The organism is Mesorhizobium sp. B2-1-1 (genome assembly GCF_006442975.2).
Classification (GTDB): Bacteria; Pseudomonadota; Alphaproteobacteria; order Rhizobiales; family Rhizobiaceae; genus Mesorhizobium.
Genome location: NZ_CP083954.1, coordinates 4,053,541 through 4,072,100 on the forward strand (window position 1 = coordinate 4,053,541; position 18,560 = coordinate 4,072,100).

At 63.5% G+C, this 18,560-nt stretch carries 21 protein-coding genes; 2 read left to right on the forward strand and 19 right to left on the reverse strand.

Features of this window, described 5'->3' with window-relative positions:
• Positions 1-80: 80 nt before the first annotated feature.
• Positions 81-581 (reverse strand): DUF2165 family protein, encoded by a 501-nt coding sequence (locus FJ972_RS19995; protein ID WP_140521789.1) that lies wholly within the window; start codon positions 579-581, stop codon positions 81-83.
• Between FJ972_RS19995 and FJ972_RS20000 the strand changes: the two genes are divergently transcribed.
• Positions 562-894 carry a hypothetical protein gene (locus FJ972_RS20000; protein WP_226880353.1) on the forward strand — a complete coding sequence of 111 codons (333 nt, stop codon included), beginning with the start codon at positions 562-564 and terminating at the stop codon, positions 892-894. The two genes, FJ972_RS19995 and FJ972_RS20000, sit on opposite strands and share 20 nt — an antisense overlap.
• Before the next feature lie 25 nt (positions 895-919).
• Here FJ972_RS20000 and FJ972_RS20005 read toward each other — a convergent pair whose 3' ends face one another.
• The 5 genes from FJ972_RS20005 to FJ972_RS20025 form a co-directional block, all read right to left on the reverse strand.
• Positions 920-1,669 carry an ABC transporter permease gene (locus FJ972_RS20005; RefSeq protein ID WP_140494023.1) on the reverse strand — a complete coding sequence of 250 codons (750 nt, stop codon included), beginning with the start codon at positions 1,667-1,669 and terminating at the stop codon, positions 920-922.
• Positions 1,666-2,604 (reverse strand): ABC transporter ATP-binding protein, encoded by a 939-nt coding sequence (locus tag FJ972_RS20010; RefSeq protein ID WP_140521785.1) that lies wholly within the window; start codon positions 2,602-2,604, stop codon positions 1,666-1,668. The genes FJ972_RS20005 and FJ972_RS20010 overlap by 4 nt, the downstream gene beginning before the upstream one ends.
• Positions 2,601-3,764 carry an ABC transporter permease gene (locus FJ972_RS20015; protein WP_140521783.1) on the reverse strand — a complete coding sequence of 388 codons (1,164 nt, stop codon included), beginning with the start codon at positions 3,762-3,764 and terminating at the stop codon, positions 2,601-2,603. The genes FJ972_RS20010 and FJ972_RS20015 overlap by 4 nt, the downstream gene beginning before the upstream one ends.
• Before the next feature lie 316 nt (positions 3,765-4,080).
• Positions 4,081-4,992, reverse strand: a complete 912-nt coding sequence (locus tag FJ972_RS20020; protein ID WP_140521781.1) for an ABC transporter substrate-binding protein — start codon at positions 4,990-4,992, stop codon at positions 4,081-4,083.
• Positions 4,993-5,071: 79 nt separating this feature from the next.
• Positions 5,072-5,281: a hypothetical protein gene (locus tag FJ972_RS20025; RefSeq protein ID WP_181165181.1), complete on the reverse strand. Its 210-nt coding sequence runs from the start codon at positions 5,279-5,281 to the stop codon at positions 5,072-5,074.
• Here FJ972_RS20025 and FJ972_RS20030 point away from each other — a divergent pair.
• A complete protein-coding gene (locus FJ972_RS20030) occupies positions 5,198-5,770 on the forward strand; it encodes an NADPH-dependent FMN reductase (protein WP_140494031.1) in 573 nt (190 codons plus the stop codon). The genes FJ972_RS20025 and FJ972_RS20030 overlap by 84 nt on opposite strands.
• Positions 5,771-5,784: 14 nt before the next feature.
• On the opposite strand, the gene FJ972_RS20035 is transcribed toward FJ972_RS20030, so the two are convergent.
• The 13 genes from FJ972_RS20035 to FJ972_RS20095 all read right to left on the reverse strand — a co-directional run bounded on the left by FJ972_RS20035 (position 5,785) and on the right by FJ972_RS20095 (position 18,404).
• The gene (locus FJ972_RS20035; protein ID WP_140521779.1) at positions 5,785-6,999 is read right to left on the reverse strand and encodes an MFS transporter; all 1,215 of its coding nucleotides are present in this window, start codon (positions 6,997-6,999) and stop codon (positions 5,785-5,787) included.
• Positions 6,996-7,496 carry a transcription antitermination factor NusB gene (gene nusB, locus FJ972_RS20040; protein ID WP_140521777.1) on the reverse strand — a complete coding sequence of 167 codons (501 nt, stop codon included), beginning with the start codon at positions 7,494-7,496 and terminating at the stop codon, positions 6,996-6,998. The genes FJ972_RS20035 and nusB overlap by 4 nt, the downstream gene beginning before the upstream one ends.
• Positions 7,493-7,987, reverse strand: a complete 495-nt coding sequence (gene ribH / locus FJ972_RS20045; protein WP_140494037.1) for a 6,7-dimethyl-8-ribityllumazine synthase — start codon at positions 7,985-7,987, stop codon at positions 7,493-7,495. The genes nusB and ribH overlap by 4 nt, the downstream gene beginning before the upstream one ends.
• Before the next feature lie 258 nt (positions 7,988-8,245).
• A complete protein-coding gene (locus tag FJ972_RS20050; RefSeq protein WP_140521775.1) occupies positions 8,246-8,863 on the reverse strand; it encodes a riboflavin synthase in 618 nt (205 codons plus the stop codon).
• Positions 8,864-8,874: 11 nt separating this feature from the next.
• Positions 8,875-9,999, reverse strand: coding sequence for a bifunctional diaminohydroxyphosphoribosylaminopyrimidine deaminase/5-amino-6-(5-phosphoribosylamino)uracil reductase RibD (gene ribD, locus FJ972_RS20055; RefSeq protein ID WP_140521773.1), 1,125 nt, complete (start codon positions 9,997-9,999; stop codon positions 8,875-8,877).
• A 2-nt stretch (positions 10,000-10,001) separates the two neighbouring features.
• Positions 10,002-10,481, reverse strand: coding sequence for a transcriptional regulator NrdR (nrdR, locus tag FJ972_RS20060; RefSeq protein WP_010915593.1), 480 nt, complete (start codon positions 10,479-10,481; stop codon positions 10,002-10,004).
• 139 nt (positions 10,482-10,620) lie between these two features.
• Entirely contained in the window at positions 10,621-11,205 is a 585-nt protein-coding gene (locus FJ972_RS20065) for a hypothetical protein (RefSeq protein ID WP_140494043.1), read from the reverse strand.
• 81 nt (positions 11,206-11,286) lie between these two features.
• Positions 11,287-12,600, reverse strand: a complete 1,314-nt coding sequence (gene glyA, locus FJ972_RS20070; RefSeq protein ID WP_140494046.1) for a serine hydroxymethyltransferase — start codon at positions 12,598-12,600, stop codon at positions 11,287-11,289.
• 181 nt (positions 12,601-12,781) lie between these two features.
• Positions 12,782-14,422 (reverse strand): Na+/H+ antiporter, encoded by a 1,641-nt coding sequence (locus tag FJ972_RS20075; RefSeq protein ID WP_140494048.1) that lies wholly within the window; start codon positions 14,420-14,422, stop codon positions 12,782-12,784.
• A 163-nt stretch (positions 14,423-14,585) separates the two neighbouring features.
• On the reverse strand, positions 14,586-15,839 hold the full coding sequence (locus FJ972_RS20080) for a L,D-transpeptidase family protein (RefSeq protein WP_140494050.1): 1,254 nt from the start codon (positions 15,837-15,839) through the stop codon (positions 14,586-14,588).
• 349 nt (positions 15,840-16,188) lie between these two features.
• A complete protein-coding gene (gene ldtR, locus FJ972_RS20085) occupies positions 16,189-16,704 on the reverse strand; it encodes a transcriptional regulator LdtR (protein WP_013896002.1) in 516 nt (171 codons plus the stop codon).
• Positions 16,705-16,941: 237 nt separating this feature from the next.
• Positions 16,942-17,364: a DUF6163 family protein gene (locus FJ972_RS20090; RefSeq protein ID WP_140521771.1), complete on the reverse strand. Its 423-nt coding sequence runs from the start codon at positions 17,362-17,364 to the stop codon at positions 16,942-16,944.
• A complete protein-coding gene (locus FJ972_RS20095; protein ID WP_140521769.1) occupies positions 17,361-18,404 on the reverse strand; it encodes an enoyl-CoA hydratase/isomerase family protein in 1,044 nt (347 codons plus the stop codon). Before FJ972_RS20095 ends, FJ972_RS20090 begins: the two co-directional genes overlap by 4 nt.
• Positions 18,405-18,560: the final 156 nt, after the last annotated feature.

Here is an 18,560-nt window from a genome sequence, read left to right on the forward strand (position 1 = left end):
TTTCGCCCAAAAGAGCCAGACGGCGGCAGGTGTCGCCATGCCGCTGCTGCTTTATATCGATTGAAATCACGGATCAGCACTCAGGTTTGGCGCAGATCACCGTCTGGCTGGACGACGAAGATCAGCACCGCCAGCATGGTCATGTAGAACACGAATGCCTTCTGCTGGCCGTTCCAGATGCTCGATTGCCACATGGCGAACCACTCGCCGCCCACCACCATAAATCCAAGATACCAGATCAGGAATCCCATCGTCGCGGCGATAACGGCGAATTTCTTGGCATCGTTGAAAACCTCTCCGCTGGCATTGCGCGCTTGCCACAGGTTCCAGGCCGCGATCAGGTAGAGCAGACAGGTCAGCGCCTCGCCGGCGATGATGAGCCAGTAGCCCGTCGTCCATAGCGAGGGGTTGGTGATCGAGCGATACATCAGCGCGTTGCCGGGAAAGGTCGTGTCCATGCTCAGCACGTGCTGGACAAAGGCGAAGTTTGAGCCGTAATCGGTGACGTTGCCGAAAGCGACAAGAAAGGCGAAAGCCGCCAGACAGAGACACATGACGATCTTGGAGAAGCGCAAGGTCATGGCAAGAACTCCTGCTGAAGGATCGGGGCATCGGCCCAAGCAATCGCCGAGTCCCGAAGATCGCGCAACTGGCAGGCGGGTGTTGATTACGCTCACGGCCAGCGCAAGACATTATGCCGGCAAGCAAGTCATCGCCGAACCCATCGAGGCGCTCCAGCTCGGCAGCGATTGCGCCGTGGGTGATCTTGTCTCGCTCGTGAAAGCCGGCACACAACACGACTTTGCCGTCATCTGCCGCCGCTGGATCTGCAAAGAGCAAGGCATCGAACTCGAACTGACGCTCGACCACCCTGCCCGTTCAAGTGGACGTTGAAAGATCGGAGCACCGGGACAGAAGCCTACTCGGCCTGGCGCCCCATGCGCCGCGCGGCATAGCGTTCGACCGCCGACAACCCATCATAGATCAGCACGGCCAAGGCGGCAACGATCAGGCCGCCCTGCAAGATGAAAGCGAGATTGTTGGACAAGAGCCCGGCAATGATCACCTCGCCCAATGTCTTCGCTGCAACCGTCGAGCCAATGGTGGCGGTGGCCAGGCTGATAACCACCGACAGCCTTATGCCGCCTAGGATGACCGGCGCGCTGAGCGGCAATTCGACCTTCAGCAGCCTTTGCCAACCGGTCATGCCGGCACCGCGCGCCGCTTCCATGACATTGCCGGGCAACGTCGTCAGGCCGGTCAGCGCGTTCTCGAAGATCGGCAGCAGACCATAGAGGAACAATGCGATCAGCGTCGGCTTCTCGCCGAACCCTACCGCCGGCACGGCAAGCGCCAGCACCGCCACCGGCGGGAAAGTCTGGCCGATATTGACCAGGCTGCGTGACAGCGGCAGGAATTCGGCGCCGGCAGGCCTGGTGACCAGGATGGCGAGCGCGACCGCCACGATGGTGGCGGCGAGCGTGGCGATCAGCACGGTGCGCAGGTGCAGCAGCATCAGCGTCAGCAAGCTGCCCTGATTGTAGATCACCGGCGCGCCGTTCTCGGTCAGCGGCTTGAGCAGCGGCTCGAACCAGCCGGGGCTGGTGACGAAAGCGACCAGCAGCACCACCAGCGCAAGCCTGAGCAGCAACGGCAGCCAGGCTTTCATGCCGGCCTCGCCGCACGCTTCACCAAGCCGTCGATGGTAACGCGACCGAGCGGCTTGCCGTCGGCATCCTTGACCGGCAGCGCCGGACGGCCAGACCAGAGAAGTTCGGCCAGCGCGTCGCGCTGGCTGGCGTCGCCAGGAATCGCCTCACCTTCCGCCGCGCCCTTTTCGACTGCGTCGCGCACGCGGCCGAGCGACAGCAGCCGGAACGGTTTTTCGCTGGCGCCGACCAGGGTCTCGACGAAGCCGCTGGCCGGCCTCGCCAGTATCTCCGCCGGCCTGGCATATTGTACCAGCTTGCCGGCATCCATGACGGCGATCTTGTCGCCCATATGCACGGCCTCTTCCATGTCGTGGGTGACGAGGATGATGGTGGTGCCGAAGCGCCTCTGGATTGCAAGCAGATCTTCCTGCGCCTTGGTGCGGATGATCGGGTCAAGCGCGCCGAACGGCTCGTCCATTAACAGCACATTGGGTTCGGCCGCGAGCGCGCGGGCGACGCCGACGCGCTGTTGCTGGCCGCCAGAGAGCTCGTGCGGATAGCGCGGCCCGTAGGCCTGCGGGTCGAGCTGGTAGAGCGTCATCAGTTCGTCGACACGGGCCTTGATGCGATCCTTGTCCCAGCCAAGCAGCGCCGGCACGGTGGCGATGTTCTGCGCCACCGTGCGGTGCGGGAACAGGCCATGGCCCTGGATGGCGTAGCCGATGCTGCGCCGCAGCTCGTAGCCGGGCACCGAGCGGTTGTCGGCGCCGTCGAGCTTGATGACGCCGGAAGTCGGCTCGACCAGCCGGTTGATCATGCGAAGCAGCGTCGTCTTGCCGGAGCCCGAGGTGCCGACGATGACGCAAAGGGTGCGGGGCTCTATGATCATCGAGACTTCATCGACCACCGTGGTCGCATCGTAGCGCTTGGTAATGCGTTCGATCTCGATCATGCGGGGTCCGCCCTGCGCTTGGTTGAGGTCATTTCGATCACCGCGTCGAGAATGATGGCAGCAGCGAAGGCGAGCGCAACCGTCGGCACGGCGCCAAGCAGCACCAGGTCCATCGCGGTCTGGCCGACGCCCTGGAACACGAACACGCCGAAGCCGCCGCCGCCGATCAGGGCGGCGATGGTGGCGAGGCCGATGTTCTGCACAAGCACGATGCGGATACCGGTGAGGATCACTGGGAAGGCCAGCGGAAACTCGACGCCGAACAGGCGTTGGCGATCCGTCATGCCCATGCCGCGCGCCGCGTCATTGGCGGCATGCGGCACACCGGCAAGGCCGACCACGGTATTGGCGACGACCGGCAGCAGCGAATAGAGGAACAGCGCCACGAACGCAGGTGCCGTTCCGATGCCGCGGATACCGAGCGCGGCCGCTCCCGGCACATGCGCCGCCACCCAGCCGAGCGGCGCGATCAGCAGGCCGAACAGCGCGATCGAGGGAATGGTCTGGACGATGTTGAGCACGTTGAGCACGCCGGCGCGCAGGCGCTCGACGCGATGGCACAGGATGCCAAGCGGCAGGCCCAGTATCACCGCCGCCGCCAGCGAACCAAGCGCCAGCGTGACATGTTTGGCGCCCTCGGCCCAGAAACTGTCGGCACGGTTGAAATATTCCTTGAGGATCGAAAGGCTGTCCCAGGATCCCGATATGAGCAGCAGCCCGATGGCGAGCGCGGCAACGACAAGCACGCCGACACGTGACCAGGGAGACAGGTTCATTCTCGTCAGCACGTCGGCCAGCAGGAGGGTAAAGGCAAAGATCAGCAGCCAAAACCCGGAGGCCGGCGAAACGCGCGCGAAGGTATTGCCTGCCGGGGTCAGGAATGTCCCGGTGACGCCGATCAACAGCGCGAGAGCCGCCAGCGTGATCACGCTGGCGGCAAGGCGCAGGACGAGCGGCGTTTTCAGCAGCGCGACAAGCGCGGCTGCGACAACGATGGCCAAAAGCAGCGGGCCGGCCATTGCCGGAAGTGCCTCTACGATCGAGCGCGCCTGGCCGGGCACGATGCGATTGGCGCGGAACGTGGCGAAGGGTGCTACGAAAGCCGCATAGGCAGCGATCGCGGCGATGACCACGCCGAGCTTGTCGAAGCGGAGGGTCATGGCTGCCCCTCAAAGGGGGAAATCTGCCACGAGGTACACAGTTGGCTGGCGACTGGCGAAAGCCGACGCGATTTCCGATCTCCCCCCTTGCGGGGGAGATGGCCGGCAGGCCAGAGGGGGGTGTGAAGGATCGCCAACTTTCGAGCGTCGGCTTGTTCGAAAACGGTCCTGTCCGAGCGCGCAGCTGTGACGAGTTGAGAGGTCGGCGGGACAGCACCCCCCTCTGTCCTGCCGGACATCTCCCCCGCAAGGGGGGAGATCGGCAGCTTCCAGAGGGGGGCGCCTCGCACCAGCATCACGGTCAGCTAAGCGCTGACTACTTCAAGAACCCATTCTTCTTCAAAAAGTCTTCCGCCACACCCTTGACCGGCTCTCCGCCGACCTGGACGCGGCCGTTGAGTTCCTGCAGCGTGATGAGGTCGAGCTTGGCGAAGACCGGCTTCAACAACGTCTCGATCTCGGGATGCTCCTTCAGCACCGCCTCGCGGATGACCGGCGCCGGCTGGTAGACCGGCTGCACGCCCTTGTCGTCGTCGAGCACGACCAGCCCGGAGGGCGCGATGCCGCCGTCAGTGCCGTAGACCATGGCAGCGTTGGCGCCATTGGTCTGGTTGGCTGCCGCCGCGATGGTCGCGGCCGTGTCGCCGCCGGAGAGCGTGATCAACTGGTCAGGCTTCAACGTGAAGCCGTAGGTGGTCTGGAACGCCGGCAGGGCCGCGGCTGAATTGACGAACTCGGCCGAGGCCGCGAGCACCACCTTGCCGCCGCCGGCGACATATTTGCCGAAGTCGGACAGGGTGGCGAGCTTATTGGTTTCGGCCACCTCCTTGCGCAGTGCGATCGCCCAGGTGTTGTTGGCCGGCGACGGCGACAGCCAGACGATCTTGTTGGCGTCGTAATCGAGCTTCTTGGCCGTCTCATAGGCCTTGGCGGCGTCCTTCCAGACCGGGTCGTCGGCCTTCTCGAAGAAGAAGGCGGCATTGCCGGTGTATTCGGGATAGATGTCGATCTCGCCGGCGGTGATCGCCTTGCGCACCACCGGCGTGCCGCCGAGCTGGATGCGGTCAGTGGTCTTGATGTTGTTGGCGTTGAGGACGAGCTGGATGATGTTGCCGAGCACGCCGCCCTCGGTGTCGATCTTCGAGGAGACGACCACCTGAGCATTCGCCGATGCTATCGCAATACCGAGCGCGAGCGCCGCGCCAGCCAGAAGCTTGATTGAAAACATTGTGAAAATCCCTTGCTGTGAACCGGAATTCGGTGCCGCATATGAGCACGGCTCCAACGTCTCGTCGGGGCACACGGTTTCATAACAAGTGGTACAGACGCAATATTTTTGTTCGGAAGGCCAATTGCGACGCGACGCTGGCGATCTGCTGCCATCTGGCGGATAATGCGGTGAGGGTGCGGGTGGCAAACACGGAGAGCGTGTCATGGCCATACACAAAGTCGGTTACCTCATCGGCAGTCTTGCCCGGGAATCCATCAACCGCAAGCTCGCGAAGGCGCTCGTTCAACTTGCCCCTCCCGAACTCGACATGACCGAAATCGCCTTCAAGGATCTGCCACTGTACAGCTACGACTATGACGCCGACTTCCCACCGGCAGCCCGGGATTTCAAAAAGGCGATCGCCTCCGTCCAGGCCGTATTGTTCGTCACCCCGGAGTACAACCGCTCGATCCCTGGTGGATTGAAGAACGCAATCGACTGGGCCAGTCGGCCCTACGGCAAGAATTCGTTCGCGCGCAAACCGTCGGCCGTCATCGGAACATCGCCGGGCGCCATCGCGACCGCCGTCGCCCAACAAAGCCTTCGAAGCGTTCTGAGTTTCTGCAATTCGCCCCAGATGAACGCGCCTGAAGCCTACATACAGTTCACGCCGGGGCTGATCACCGACGACGGCGAGGTGACGGTCGAATCCACTGAGGACTTCCTGCGCAACTACATGGCTGAGTTTCACATGTTCATAGCGCGAGTGCTTCAGGTTCTGCCGCCGGACGCATAAATTCAAATTGGGCGTCAAGCCAGACGCAAGCTCGCAATCCTCAGCGCGCCGAGCGCGACGAAGCATAGCACGGTGACGGGAAAGATCATCCAGTTCAGCATGGTCCAGCCCCAGGCATTGTAGACCATGCCCGACATCAGCGAGGCGCAGGCCACGGAGCCGAACAGGACGAAGTCGTGGAACCCCTGCACCTTGCCCTTTTCGGAAGGCCGGTAGCTTGCCGCGACCATGGCCGTGGCGCCGATGAAGCCGAAATTCCAGCCGAGGCCGAGCAGGATCAGCGCCGTCCAGAATTGCCATAGCGCCAAGCCGGACAGCGCGACGACCGCACAGCCGATCAGCAGCAGGAGGCCGACCGCGACAATGCGTTCAGCACCGAAGCGATGGATCAGCGATCCGGTGAAGAAGCTCGGCCCGAACATTGCCATGACATGCCACGAAATGCCGAGCGTCGCATCGTCCTCCGACAGGCCGCAGCCGACCATGGCGAGCGGCGCGCCGGTCATGACGAAGCTCATCAGGGCATAGCTGCCGACCGCGCAGAAGAGTGCCGCGACGAAACGCGGCTGCGTGACGATCTCGGCCAAGGGCCGGGCATCGCTGCCGGCAATTTCCGTTCCGCCGGCGGCGGCCCTCGCCGGCAGGCGCAGCAATGACAGGATCGCCGCGCCGACGGCGGCTAGCACCAGGATGGATGCGAACGAACCGGCAAACATCACCGGTGCGAACAACTCGCGGGTGAAGATGACAATCTGCGGTCCGAGAATGGCGGTGATGATGCCGCCCGCCAGCACGAAGGAGATGGCGCGCGCCTTGAACTGCGGCGGCGCATTGTCGGCGGCGGCAAAGCGGAACTGCTGGACGAAGGCGCCACCGACACCGATCACCGTCAGGCCGAAGGCAAACAGCCAAAAACTGCCATGGAAGAGTGCCAGCGTCGCGACCAGACCGCCAAGCGCGGTGACGATCGTACCGGTCACGAAGCCGCCGCGCTGGCCCATGGCGCGGATGATGGCCGCCGCCGGCAGCGCACCGAGTGCCACGCCGAGATTGAAGCCGGTGATCGGCGCCGTCGCCAGCGACTTGTCCGGGCCGAGCAGATATTGACCGGCAAGCGCGCCCATGGAGATGGCGATGGGCGCTGCCGAACCGATGATCGCCTGCGAGGCGGCGAGGATCAACGCGGTGCGCCGCGCCTCCCTGGCCGCCTCGATGGCGACCGCCGTCATGAAGCGTCCTTGCCGCGTCCCTCGCCACGCACCCGACGGGAGACGCGATCGAGCACGGCGTTGACCAGCTTCGGCTCGTCTTCCTCGTAGAAAGCCTTGGCGATATCGACGTATTCGGAAACGATCACCGCCACCGGCACGTCTTCGCGCTTGATCAGTTCGTAGACACCGGCGCGCAGGATTGCGCGCAGTGTCGAATCGAGGCGCGACAGCGGCCAGTCATCGGTCAGCGCCTGGCGGATAACCGGATCGATGGTTTTCTGGTCCTCGACGACACCGGTGAGGATGGCGCGGAACCATTGGGCATCCGCCTCGCGGTAAAGCGCGCCATCGACTTCCTTGCCGAGGCGAAACGCTTCGTATTCGGCAGTGATCTCGAAGACGCCGCTGCCGGCGACATCCATCTGATAGAGGGCCTGCACGGCGGCAAGCCGCGCCGCGCCGCGCTTGTTGGCGTGTCGCACCGTGGGCTGTCCGGGCGAAGCGGGGTCGCTCACGATCGCGCTCCCAGTCGTTCCTTGAGCGCGATCATGGTCAGCGCCGCGCGCGCGGCAAAGCCACCCTTGTCGCCCTCCGAACGCTTGGCTCGCGTCCAGGCCTGTGCGTCGTTTTCCGTGGTCAGGATGCCGTTGCCGATACAGACCGAGTCCTGCACGGACAGGTCCATCAGTGCGCGGCTGGATTCATTGGCGACGATATCGAAGTGATAGGTGTCCCCGCGGACGACGGTGCCAAGCGCGACGAAGCCGTCATAGTTCATGCCGCCTTCCGCCGCGCCGTCCAGCGCGAAGGTAATGACGGCGGGAATTTCGAGCGAACCTGGAACGGTGACGACGTCGTAGGTCGCACCCGCTTCGTCAAGCGCGCTCGTCGCGCCTTCGAGCAGCGCGTCGGCAAGATCGTCGTGGAAGCGTGCCTCGATAACGAGAAGGTGGGCCTTCTTCTTCGGGCGAATGAACGCTTTACCGTGTTGGGATGTGCCAGCCATAAATGTCTCCGGGATCGCCGGTGACTTAGGCCGAAGCCGGATTGATCGCAAGCACAAGATTGCGGCAGCCGTGTCGGGCTATCGCCTTCCTGGGCGGGTTCCCGAGATCGGGCAGTCCATAGAGAGGCTTTCAGTCCAGGCAACAATGGCGGGGTCCATTACTCGGCGCGCATCTACATCGCCGACGTCAGCCGATCCTGCCCTTGGGAATTCCTGCTTTCCATCATCGCCAATTCCTCATGAACAGCTCGGCGATGCTCAAAGCCCCTCTTTCGCCGCTTCCGCCAGCCGCGCCGCATAGCGGGCCATGGTGTCGATCTCGAGATTGACGCGGTCGCCGACCTTGCGCTCACCCCAGGTGGTGACGGTCAGCGAATGGTGGATCAGAAGCACGTCGAAGCGGGTGCCTTCCACCTTGTTGACGGTGAGCGAGGTGCCGTCGAGCGCGACGGAGCCTTTCGGCGCGATGAACTTCGCCAGTTCGCGCGGCGCTTCCAGCGTGAAGCGAACGGCGTCGCCCTCATCCTTGCGCTCGACGATCTCGGCGGTGCCGTCGACATGGCCCGACACGATATGGCCTCCAAGCTCGTCGCCGATCTTCAGCGCCCGCTCAAGATTGATGCGCGTGCCTGACTTCCAGCCCATCGCCGTCGTCAGCCGGAGCGCCTCCTCCCAGGCCTCGACTTCGAACCAGCGCGCGTTCGAGCCGCTGTCGGGCAAGGCCGTCACGGTAAGGCAAACGCCGCCGCATGATATCGAGGCGCCGATGGCGATGGTTTCGGGATCATAGGCGGTGTCGATACGCAATCCCACGCCTTCCCGCAGCGGCTTGACGGCCGCGACGGTGCCTATGTCGGTAACAATGCCGGTAAACATCGGTGTTGATCCTAAAAGTCTCTTATCCACTCGGCGTAGCTGTCCTCGCCGAACCGCATCTCGCGCAGTTTGCGAAATCCCGCCGGGACATGGTTGGCATCGATGGGCGATGCAATGCCCCCCTTGCCAATCGCCTCCGGCCCCCGGAACAGCACGATGCGGTCAACCAGGCCTTCCGACAGGAAGGCGCTGGCCACCTTGGCTCCACCTTCGACCAGCACGCTGGCCATACCGAGCGCAGCAAGATCCTCGAGCAGTTCCGGCAGCGCCACGCCGCCTTCATGCGTCTCGGTGCCGATGAAACGCACGCCGGCGCGTTCGAGCGTTGCCCGCCGCAGAGGATGGGCTTCCAGGCAAGCCGCGACGTAGAGCGGCACCCGGTCGACACCGGACACCAGTTTCGAAGTCTCAGGCAGCCTGATCTGCCTGTCGAGCACAATGCGCGCCGGCGACCGGTTCTCCAGTCCGGGCAAGCGCACCGTCAGCGCCGGGTCGTCCTCCAGCGCCGTGCCAATGCCGATCAGGATGGCATCAGCCTCGGCGCGCATTAGATAGACTTCACGGCGCGCAATGTCGCCTGTGATCGACACCTGCCCAGCCCTTTCCATGCCGATCTTGCCGTCGCTGGAAAGCGCTAGCTTGAGAGTCACTTCCGGCCGTTTCCTAAGCGATCGAATGAGATAGCCGGCCATCTGCTCGGCGGCCTCCGCCGCCAGGACATTCTCCACAACCTCGACGCCCGCGGTGCGCAGGATCGCGTAGCCTTGGCCCGACACGCGCGGATCGGGGTCGCTGGCGGCGCCAACGACGCGCGCGATGCCGGCAGTGACCAGTGCATTAGCGCAAGGCGGCGTGCGGCCGTGATGCGCGCAAGGCTCCAGCGTGACGTAGGCGGCGGCGCCGCGCGCCAGTTCGCCCGCTTCGGCGAGCGCCTCGGTCTCGGCATGCGGGCGGCCGCCGACAGCGGTGACGCCGGTGCCGACAATCATCGGGCCCAAGCCATCGTCGCGCACGATGAGTGTACCAACGGAAGGATTGGTTGAGGTCCGGCCCGCATTCCTGCGCGACAGTCTGAGTGCGGCTGCCATGAAACGGCGGTCAAGGGCTGCCTGTCCGGCCTCGCTGTGTTCCGCCATGCTCAGCCAGCGTCCTCTTCGCTCTTGTCCTCGTCGCCTTTCAATTCCCCCAGCAGCTCATGGAAATCCTTGGCCTCGCGGAAATTGCGGTAGACCGAGGCGAAGCGGACGTAGGCGACGTCGTCGAGCGACTTCAGCGCTTCCATGACCAGCCGCCCAACCTCGCCCGAGGCCACTTCGGTCTCGCCGGAGCTTTCCAGCTGGCGCACGATGCCGGTCACGGCACGATCAATGCGCTCGGGATCGACATTGCGCTTGCGCACCGCGATCTCGACGGAGCGCAAGAGCTTGTCGCGGTCGAAAGGCACTTTTCGCCCCGACTTCTTGACCACGACGAGGTCGCGCAACTGCACGCGCTCGAAGGTGGTGAAACGGCCGCCGCAATCGGGGCAGACGCGACGCCTGCGGATCGCCGCGCCATCCTCGGCGGGGCGCGAATCCTTCACCTGCGTATCTTCGGACTGGCAATAGGGACAGCGCATTGAGAGCCTTGGGTTCACGAATCTGGTGAGGCGAAAAGGCTTAGAGCCTTTTGCCACGATGGCAAGGCACGCAGACCCTTTCGCGTCAGAGATAGCGAGCCGCGAGGCAGATTGCCAGCACCCGCCTTCGCGCGCTTGGCTAGGGTGCAACGTCCTTGGTCGGAAAGCCGCATGATGTGCCGAGGTTGCGGTAGGCTTTAGTGAAGCCGTCCATCGGAATGCTGGCGAAAGCCTCTTTGCCGAAAGCGACATCGAGCGAGGTGACTTTGCGCATGGCTCGCAAGAGCGCGAGACTGGTCTTGGGCTGGTTGTCGACCGTCCAGCTGGGACGGCCGTTCACGGCATCGTTCGAATAGACGGTGGCGGAAACCTTGACGCCAGGATCACCAAAAGTCGCGGCGATCTTCTTGCCAGTGGGCAGGTTCCGGTTGTCGACAATAAGCATGATGGCCGGGTAGGCGTCCGGCGGCATGGCGTCGCCGTTCGAGATCGACAGCGTCAGCGTGCCCGAATTGCCGCTGGCATCGAAAAAGGCAGTCGAAGCGGCGCAGGTCTTGCGCGCATCCTGCCCGGTGTCGAGCGTATCGACGATGGTTGTCCATCTGCCGAAGGTAGCGGTGGCGGGCACTTCAGGGGCGGTCTGCGCAAGGGCAGTCCCGGGCAATGTCAGGGAAACGGCCAGCAAGCCATGGGCGCCAAGGATGGCGGGACGGAAATTACGCATCGTCTGGTCTCCAGTTCGGCGCGTCGACCGATCGGGGGTCGGCGCGCCGCTGGCGGATAAGAGATGACGCGTGGCGCGAGGTCAACCGAGATAAGGGTAGAGCGGGAATCGATCGGTCAGCGCCACGACCTTGGCCTTGACCGCGGCCTCGACCGAGGCATTGCCCTCATCGGAATTGGCGGCCTTGAGGCCATCCAGCACCTCGGCGATCAGCTTGCCTATTTCGCGGAACTCGGCCTGGCCGAAGCCGCGCGTTGTGCCGGCGGGCGTGCCGAGCCGCACGCCGGAGGTGACGAAGGGCTTTTCCGGGTCGAAGGGGATGCCGTTCTTGTTGCAAGTGATGTTGGCGCGCCCAAGCGCTGCTTCGGCGCGCTTGCCGGTGGCATTCTTGGGGCGCAGGTCGACCAGCATCAGGTGGTTGTCGGTGCCGCCCGACACGATGTCGAGGCCAGTCTCCTGTAGGCTGGACGCCAGCGCCTTGGCGTTGGCGGCGACGCTCTCGGCATAGAGCTTGAAGCTCGGCTTCAGCGCCTCGCCGAAGGCAACCGCCTTGGCGGCGATGACATGCATCAGCGGTCCGCCCTGCAGGCCGGGGAACACCGCCGAGTTCATCTTCTTGGCGATCTCCTCGTCGTTGCACAGGATCATGCCGCCGCGCGGGCCGCGCAGCGACTTGTGCGTGGTGGTCGTCACCACATGGGCATGCGGCAGCGGCGAGGGATGCACGCCGCCGGCGACGAGGCCGGCGATGTGGGCCATATCAACCATGAGGTAGGCGCCGACCGCATCGGCGATCTCGCGAAAGCGCTTCCAGTCCCAGATGCGCGAATAGGCGGTGCCGCCGGCCAGGATCAGCTTCGGCTTCGTCTCATGCGCCGTCTTCTCGATGGCGTCCATGTCGAGCAGGTGGTCGTCCTTGCGCACGCCGTAGGACACGACCTTGAACCATTTGCCGCTCATGTTGACTGGCGAGCCGTGCGTCAAATGCCCGCCGGAATTGAGGTCGAGGCCCATGAAGGTGTCCCCCGGCTGCAAGAGAGCCAGGAACACCGCCTGGTTCATCTGGCTGCCGGAATTGGGCTGCACATTGGCGAAGTTGCAGCCGAACAGTTTTTTCGCGCGCTCGATCGCCAGCTCCTCGGCGACATCCACGAACTGGCAGCCGCCATAATAGCGCTTGCCCGGATAACCCTCGGCGTATTTGTTGGTCATGATCGAACCCTGCGCTTCGAGCACGGCGCGCGAGACGATGTTCTCAGACGCGATCAGTTCGATCTCGTGGCGCTGGCGTCCGAGTTCGTTGCGGATCGCGCCGAAAATTTCCGGATCGGCATCTTCCAGCGTGGTTTCGAAGAAGGATTCGAATTTGTTCGACGCTGCCGCTGCTGTTGCCATGGCCTGAATTCCTTAGGTCCGGAGGTCGGTTTTGTCTTGCGCATGCCGTTGTCCCAAACCCCTGCACATTTTTGTGTGACAGGATTGGGTTCGCCGCGCCATTAACACAGTTGTTTTCGCCTCGCCACGTTTGCGGCGCGAAATTTGCTGGCCCGATTGCGGCAAGCAGAGCGGCGAACCGTCATTTCCTGTCGCGCCGCTGCTTCAGAAGAGCCTCGGTCAAGGTGATCTCGGAAAACAGCGCCCGCATCGTATGGTCATTGATCTCGCGGCTGAGAAACATGGCGCGTAGCGCGGCGCGCTCGGCTTCTATGCCGGCCGCCCTGAGTTCAAGCTCCAGACGGCTCGCCTCACGCGCCTCGGCACGCGCTTCGTCGGCCTCGTCGGAGGCGGCGATGCGGCGCCGGTAGCCGGCGACGATGCTGTCGGCAACGGCGAGCCGTGCCTCGACGGCCCCGCCCTCGCCTGCCTCATTGGCGATGCTCTCGATCCTGGCGATCGCCGCATTGGCTGCGCCGACCCGCGCCCGGCGCTCCTCGGCCGCTGCCGGGTCCTCGCCCGGTTCGACCAGCCCGCGAGCGATCTTCGGCAGCGCGAGGCTGGCGATGGCCAGCGAGCAGATGATGACCCCGGCGGCGAGGAAGATCACCACGTCGCGGGCCGGGAACGGCGAGCCGTCCTGCAAGGTGAGCGGCAGCGACAGGATACCGGCCAACGTGATCGCTCCGCGCACGCCGGCGACCGATCCGGCGAGCCGCACGCGCAGGCCGAACGGCTCGGCCTTTCGCTTGCCGAGCCGCGCCGCCATGGCGCCCGCCATGTCGCCGATCCATATCCACAGGAAACGCAGGCCGATCAGGCAAAGGGTCAGCAGCAGGACTGTCAGCACCGGCTCGATGATCCAGTGCCGGCTGGACAACTCCGGCGGCACCTTACGGATGATATCGGGAAATTGCAGGCCAAGCAGAATGAAGAGCGCGCCGTTGAAGACGAAGGACAGCGTCGACCACAGCGACATCGTCTGCATGCGCGCCGAGACACCGAGAAAGCGGAACATGCCGGAAACTCCGGTCAACAGGCCGGCGGTGACCGCCGCCAGGATGCCCGAGGCGCCGATATGCTCGGCGCCGAGATAGGAGACGAAAGGCACCAGGATCATGACCAGAACCTGCGCCTCCGCCGGCACGCCGCCGATGCGGTTGAGCAGTTGCAGCGCCTTGGCGGCAACGAACAGCGCCGCCATGCCGGCGAGGATGCCGGCAGCCACGGCATAGAGAAAGCTCAGCGAGGCCGCGGCAAAGGAAAAGCTGCCGGTCAATGCCGCCACCACGGCAAAGCGGAACATGACCAGACCCGACGCGTCGTTGAGCAGCGACTCGCCTTCCAATATGTGCATCAGCCGCGCCGGAACGATGTTCCTGTCGACTATGGAAGACACCGCCACCGCGTCGGTCGGCGACAGCACCGCGGCGAGCGCGAAAGCGACGACGAGCGGGATGCTGGGCACGAGCCAATGCAAGGCGTAGCCAAATCCGACGATGGTGAAGAAGACCAGTCCAATGGCAAGGTCGAGGATAGGGCCACGCAAGGCGACAAGCTCGCGTTTGGGCGCAGCAAAGGCATCGGCGAACAGAAGCGGCGGAATGAATACGAGCAGGAACAGTTCCGGATCGATCTCGACATGCAGCCCGCGCGCCGGCCAGGCCAGCGCAGCACCCATGGCGATCTGCAGCACCGGCAGCGGCACCCGCACCAGCCGCACCAATGCACCGGAAAGCGCCACTAGGACGAGCACGACGAGGATGAAGACGGCAACTTGCATGGTCCGATTCCGGCAGTTTTGCCGACCATGCGCAATCGCCCGCGCTTCGTCCAGCCGGAGCGCGCCTACGCAGAGTTGGAGGTCAGCGGCGGTGTGAACGGCCTAGCGGCGGCGACAGAAAAAGGCCGCTCAAGAGCGGCCTTTTCCCTGAATAATCAATCGCTTAGAGCGACGAAGTGATCTGCAGCTCGTTGTTTCCGTCGAGGCCATATATGTCGTCGCGGAACTGGACGACGCCGGGGCCCGTCGACCAGGCCGAGAGATAGAGGAAATGCACCGGCACCGGGTTGGTGACCTGGACCGGCGTGTTTTCGCCGGTCTTGATCGCAGCCTCGAAATGCTGACGGTCCCAGCCGGGCGTGTCGCGCAGGATCCAGGTGACGAGGTCGCGCACGTTCTGCACGCGCACGCAACCCGAGGAATCGAAGCGCATCATCTTGCCGAACAGGCTCTGCTGCGGCGTATCGTGCATGTAGACACCGTCCGGGCTCGGGAAATTGATCTTCACCGACGCCATGGCGTTGTCCGAACCGGGGTCCTGGCGGAAACGGTACTTGGCCGCGTCATCGGTCGACCAGTCCACATTCATCGGATCGACTTCGCTGCCGTCTGGCGCAAACAGGCGAATATGGCTGTTCTTGAGATAATCGGGGTCCTTGCGCATCAATGGGATGATGTCCTTGCGCACGATCGACACCGGCGCGTTCCAATATGGATTGACGATGATCTCGTTGATCTTGGAATTGACGATCGGTGTCTGGCGATCGATCTTGCCGACGATCGCGGTATGGCGAAGCACGACGCGATCGTTCTCGACCGCCTCGACCTGCGCTGCCGGAATATCGACCAGCACATAACGGCTGCCAAGCGTGCCCGCCTTCTCCTTCAATCGCTGGAGATTGGTTTGCAACTGGCCGAGCCGGATCTGCGCCGAAACGTTCATCGCCGCGTAGGTATATTTGCCCAGCGCTCCGTCGGCCGGCAGGCCGTGGCGCAATTGGAAGCGCTTGACCGCCGAGTCGACATAGGAATCGAAGGCCGTCGAGATGCCGGCGCTCTGCGACAGGTCGCCGGCGACCATCAGGCGCTTGCGCAACGGCACGACATCGGGATCGTCGACGCCGAGCTGCAGTTTCTTGGTCGCGGGAACCTCGACCCAGCCGCCCTGCCCGACGATGTTCTGGTACTGCGCCACAGCCTGCTCGGTGAAGGCCACGGTCTGCGGGCTGAAGATCGGCAGCGTCGAGGCCACCTTGCCGCCTGCGCTGGCGCGGGCGTCGAACTGATCGTCCCAGTTGCCGCGCGCCGAGGACTTCAGGATGTCCCCGATCACATCCTGCGCGCTGGCGCGGCCGGCAACAACGGCGGCTGCGAGCGCGGAGGCTCCGGAAAGGAAGAAACGGCGGCTGGTTCTCATGGACGTTCCAGACATTTGTAGCAGTTCGAACACTTGCTGCGTTGATCATCGGGCGATCTCGCCCGCACTCTAAAATTGGCAATCTTAACAATTAGCCAACCATGGTCCGCATCACCTCGGTGTGAAAACGCGCAAGGCTACGCGGCTGCGGGTGAACTCATGGTCTTCACCACAGCATCACTGCCATCTTCGGTTCCATTGGAATATGGCGGCAACGTGGCCTTGGCCCGCAATTTGCTTCGGCCAGCGCAACGAAAAGAAAAGACCGATGCTTTTCGGCACCGGCCCTGACTGGAGGTCGCTGTTGCGGCCGCGCTTCTGTGGCGCGGCTTCTGATTGGGGATGTGGCTTACATCCGGTAAGCGATGGTGTCGTTCCAGAAGCGGTCGAGGCGCTGGAGGGCGCGGTTCATCTGCTTGAATTCGTCGGTGTTGATGCCGCCGACCTGCTCGATCGAGCCGACATGGCGCTCATAGAGACCGGCGACCACGTCCGCCACCTCGTTGCCCTTCGGCGTCAGCGAGACGCGGACCGAACGACGGTCGATGCGCGAGCGCTGGTGGTTGATGAAGCCGAGATCGACAAGCTTCTTGAGATTGTAGGAGACGTTCGAGCCGAGATAGTAGCCCCGCGAGCGCAACTCGCCGGCAGTCAGCTCCGAATTGCCGATGTTGAAGAGCAGCAGCGCCTGGATGGCGTTGATGTCGGAACGGCCATTGCGGTCGAACTCGTCCTTGATCACGTCGAGCAGACGGCGGTGCAGGCGCTCGACCAGTTGGAGCGATTCCATGTACAGGGAACGGATTGCCTCGCGGCGATCGTCGGAAACGTTGGCGGTCTTTGCCGCCGGACGCGAATTGATCATTGTCTTTGCCTCTCGTTTGTCGCCCTGGTGATTTTTTGTTTTTCACCTTGATCGCGACACTATCGAATACTCATAAAATTCGACTTAAACGCCAAGGCTAACAAGAGCTTACCGGTAATAGGTTTCGCAAGACGCTTAACGAACGGTCACTCGAGCAAGGATAATTAACCTAAAGATTTAGCCAATGATTTCAGGGCGAAATCCGATCCGCCGGATCGCCGGCGGCGCGTGCCGGCTTCAGGTCCGGGGCGACCGCTTCTGCAGATAGATGACGAGGCGGAAAACGACATAGAGCAGCGCCACCCCCGCATGCGAGACGACGATGAGCGGGCGGTGGCCGAAGAGTTCGGGAAAGCCGGCATACATGACGATCTCCGTCACGGCGCAGATGAACCAGATCACCGGGCCCCAGGAGGCCAGCATCCATAGGCCGGCTGCGGCAAAGGGAAAAAACACGGCGAGCATCACCGCTGTCACCTGCCAGTGGACCGGCATCAGGTCGAAGCGCCACAGCGAGCCGGGATAGAAGCCGATAAGCCTGATCCAGTACAGGATACCGAACAGCAGGCAGTATCCTGATATGATTCGCTGGAACCAGGCGAAGATAACCTCCACCCCTGAAGGCTGAAGCACGACGCGTCTGGACGTCACCTCACTCATAGCGCGAGTTCCCGTTCACCGAGCGAGGAAAAATAGGCATCGACATCCGCGTCGTCGACCGCATCGAGGGTTGCCGGCAGCCATTGCGGCTTGGAACCCTTTTCGATGATGGTGGCGCGTATGCCTTCGTAGAAATCGTGGCCCGCGAGCATCCGGTTGAGGATGCGGAACTCCATCTTCATGCATTGATCCATCGGCAGCGTCAGGCCGGCAGTGATCTGGCGCCAGGCGACACGAAGGCTGGTCGGCGAGCGCGTCAGGATCGTCGCCAGCGTCCTTGCCGCAAACTCATCGCTCCCTGCCGCCTGCTCCAGGCTGCCGATGATATCGGCAAGCGACGCCTGCGCGAAGTGATGGGCGATCGCCTCCAGCACCTGCCTGTCCGTCTCGCGCTTCGCCGGGATGAAGAAGCCGCGCAGCACCGATTCGGGATCGCCGGTGGCGGCGAGTTGGTCGAGAAAGCCAGCCTGGTCCTGCGCCTTGATCGTATGCGTGGCCAGCCCGGACCACAACGCGTCGCCATAGCGGATACGATTGCCGGTCAGCGCCAGGTACATGCCGAAGGAACCGCCAAGATCGGGCAGCAGATGGCTGGCGCCGACATCCGGGAAAAAGCCGATACCCACCTCCGGCATGGCGAACTGCGCATTTTCCGTCATCACCCGGTGCGATCCATGAAAGGAGATGCCGACGCCGCCGCCCATGACGATGCCGTCGATCAGCGCCACATAAGGTTTTTTGAAACGCGCGATCTGGGCGTTCAGCCGATACTCGTCGGCGAAGAACTCGACAGGCGGCTTACCGGCCCGGCCGGCCTCATAGATGTGGAGAATGTCGCCCCCGGCCGAAAACGCCCTACCCTCGGCCTTGACGACGACGACGTCGACGCTCCAGTCCCGCTCCCAAGCGTGCAATGCCTTGGCGAGTGCATTGACCATGCCGTGCGTGACCGCATTGAGTGCCCGCGGCCGCGTCAACGTGACGATGCCGGCCCGGCCCAGATGTTCGAAGCGGATCTCGTCGCCTCCGCCAAAATCCATCGTGAAAGAATCCCTCCCCCGCTCCGCCGGGACTGAAGTGCTAAAGCGTGGCCCATGGCCGCGTCAATGCCGGCATGCCGGCAGCGCGTCTTGGCTCGTGCCGGAGCCTAGTGCTAAAAGAGCCGTTGTCGCCGCAACGCCGGGAACCGCACGGCG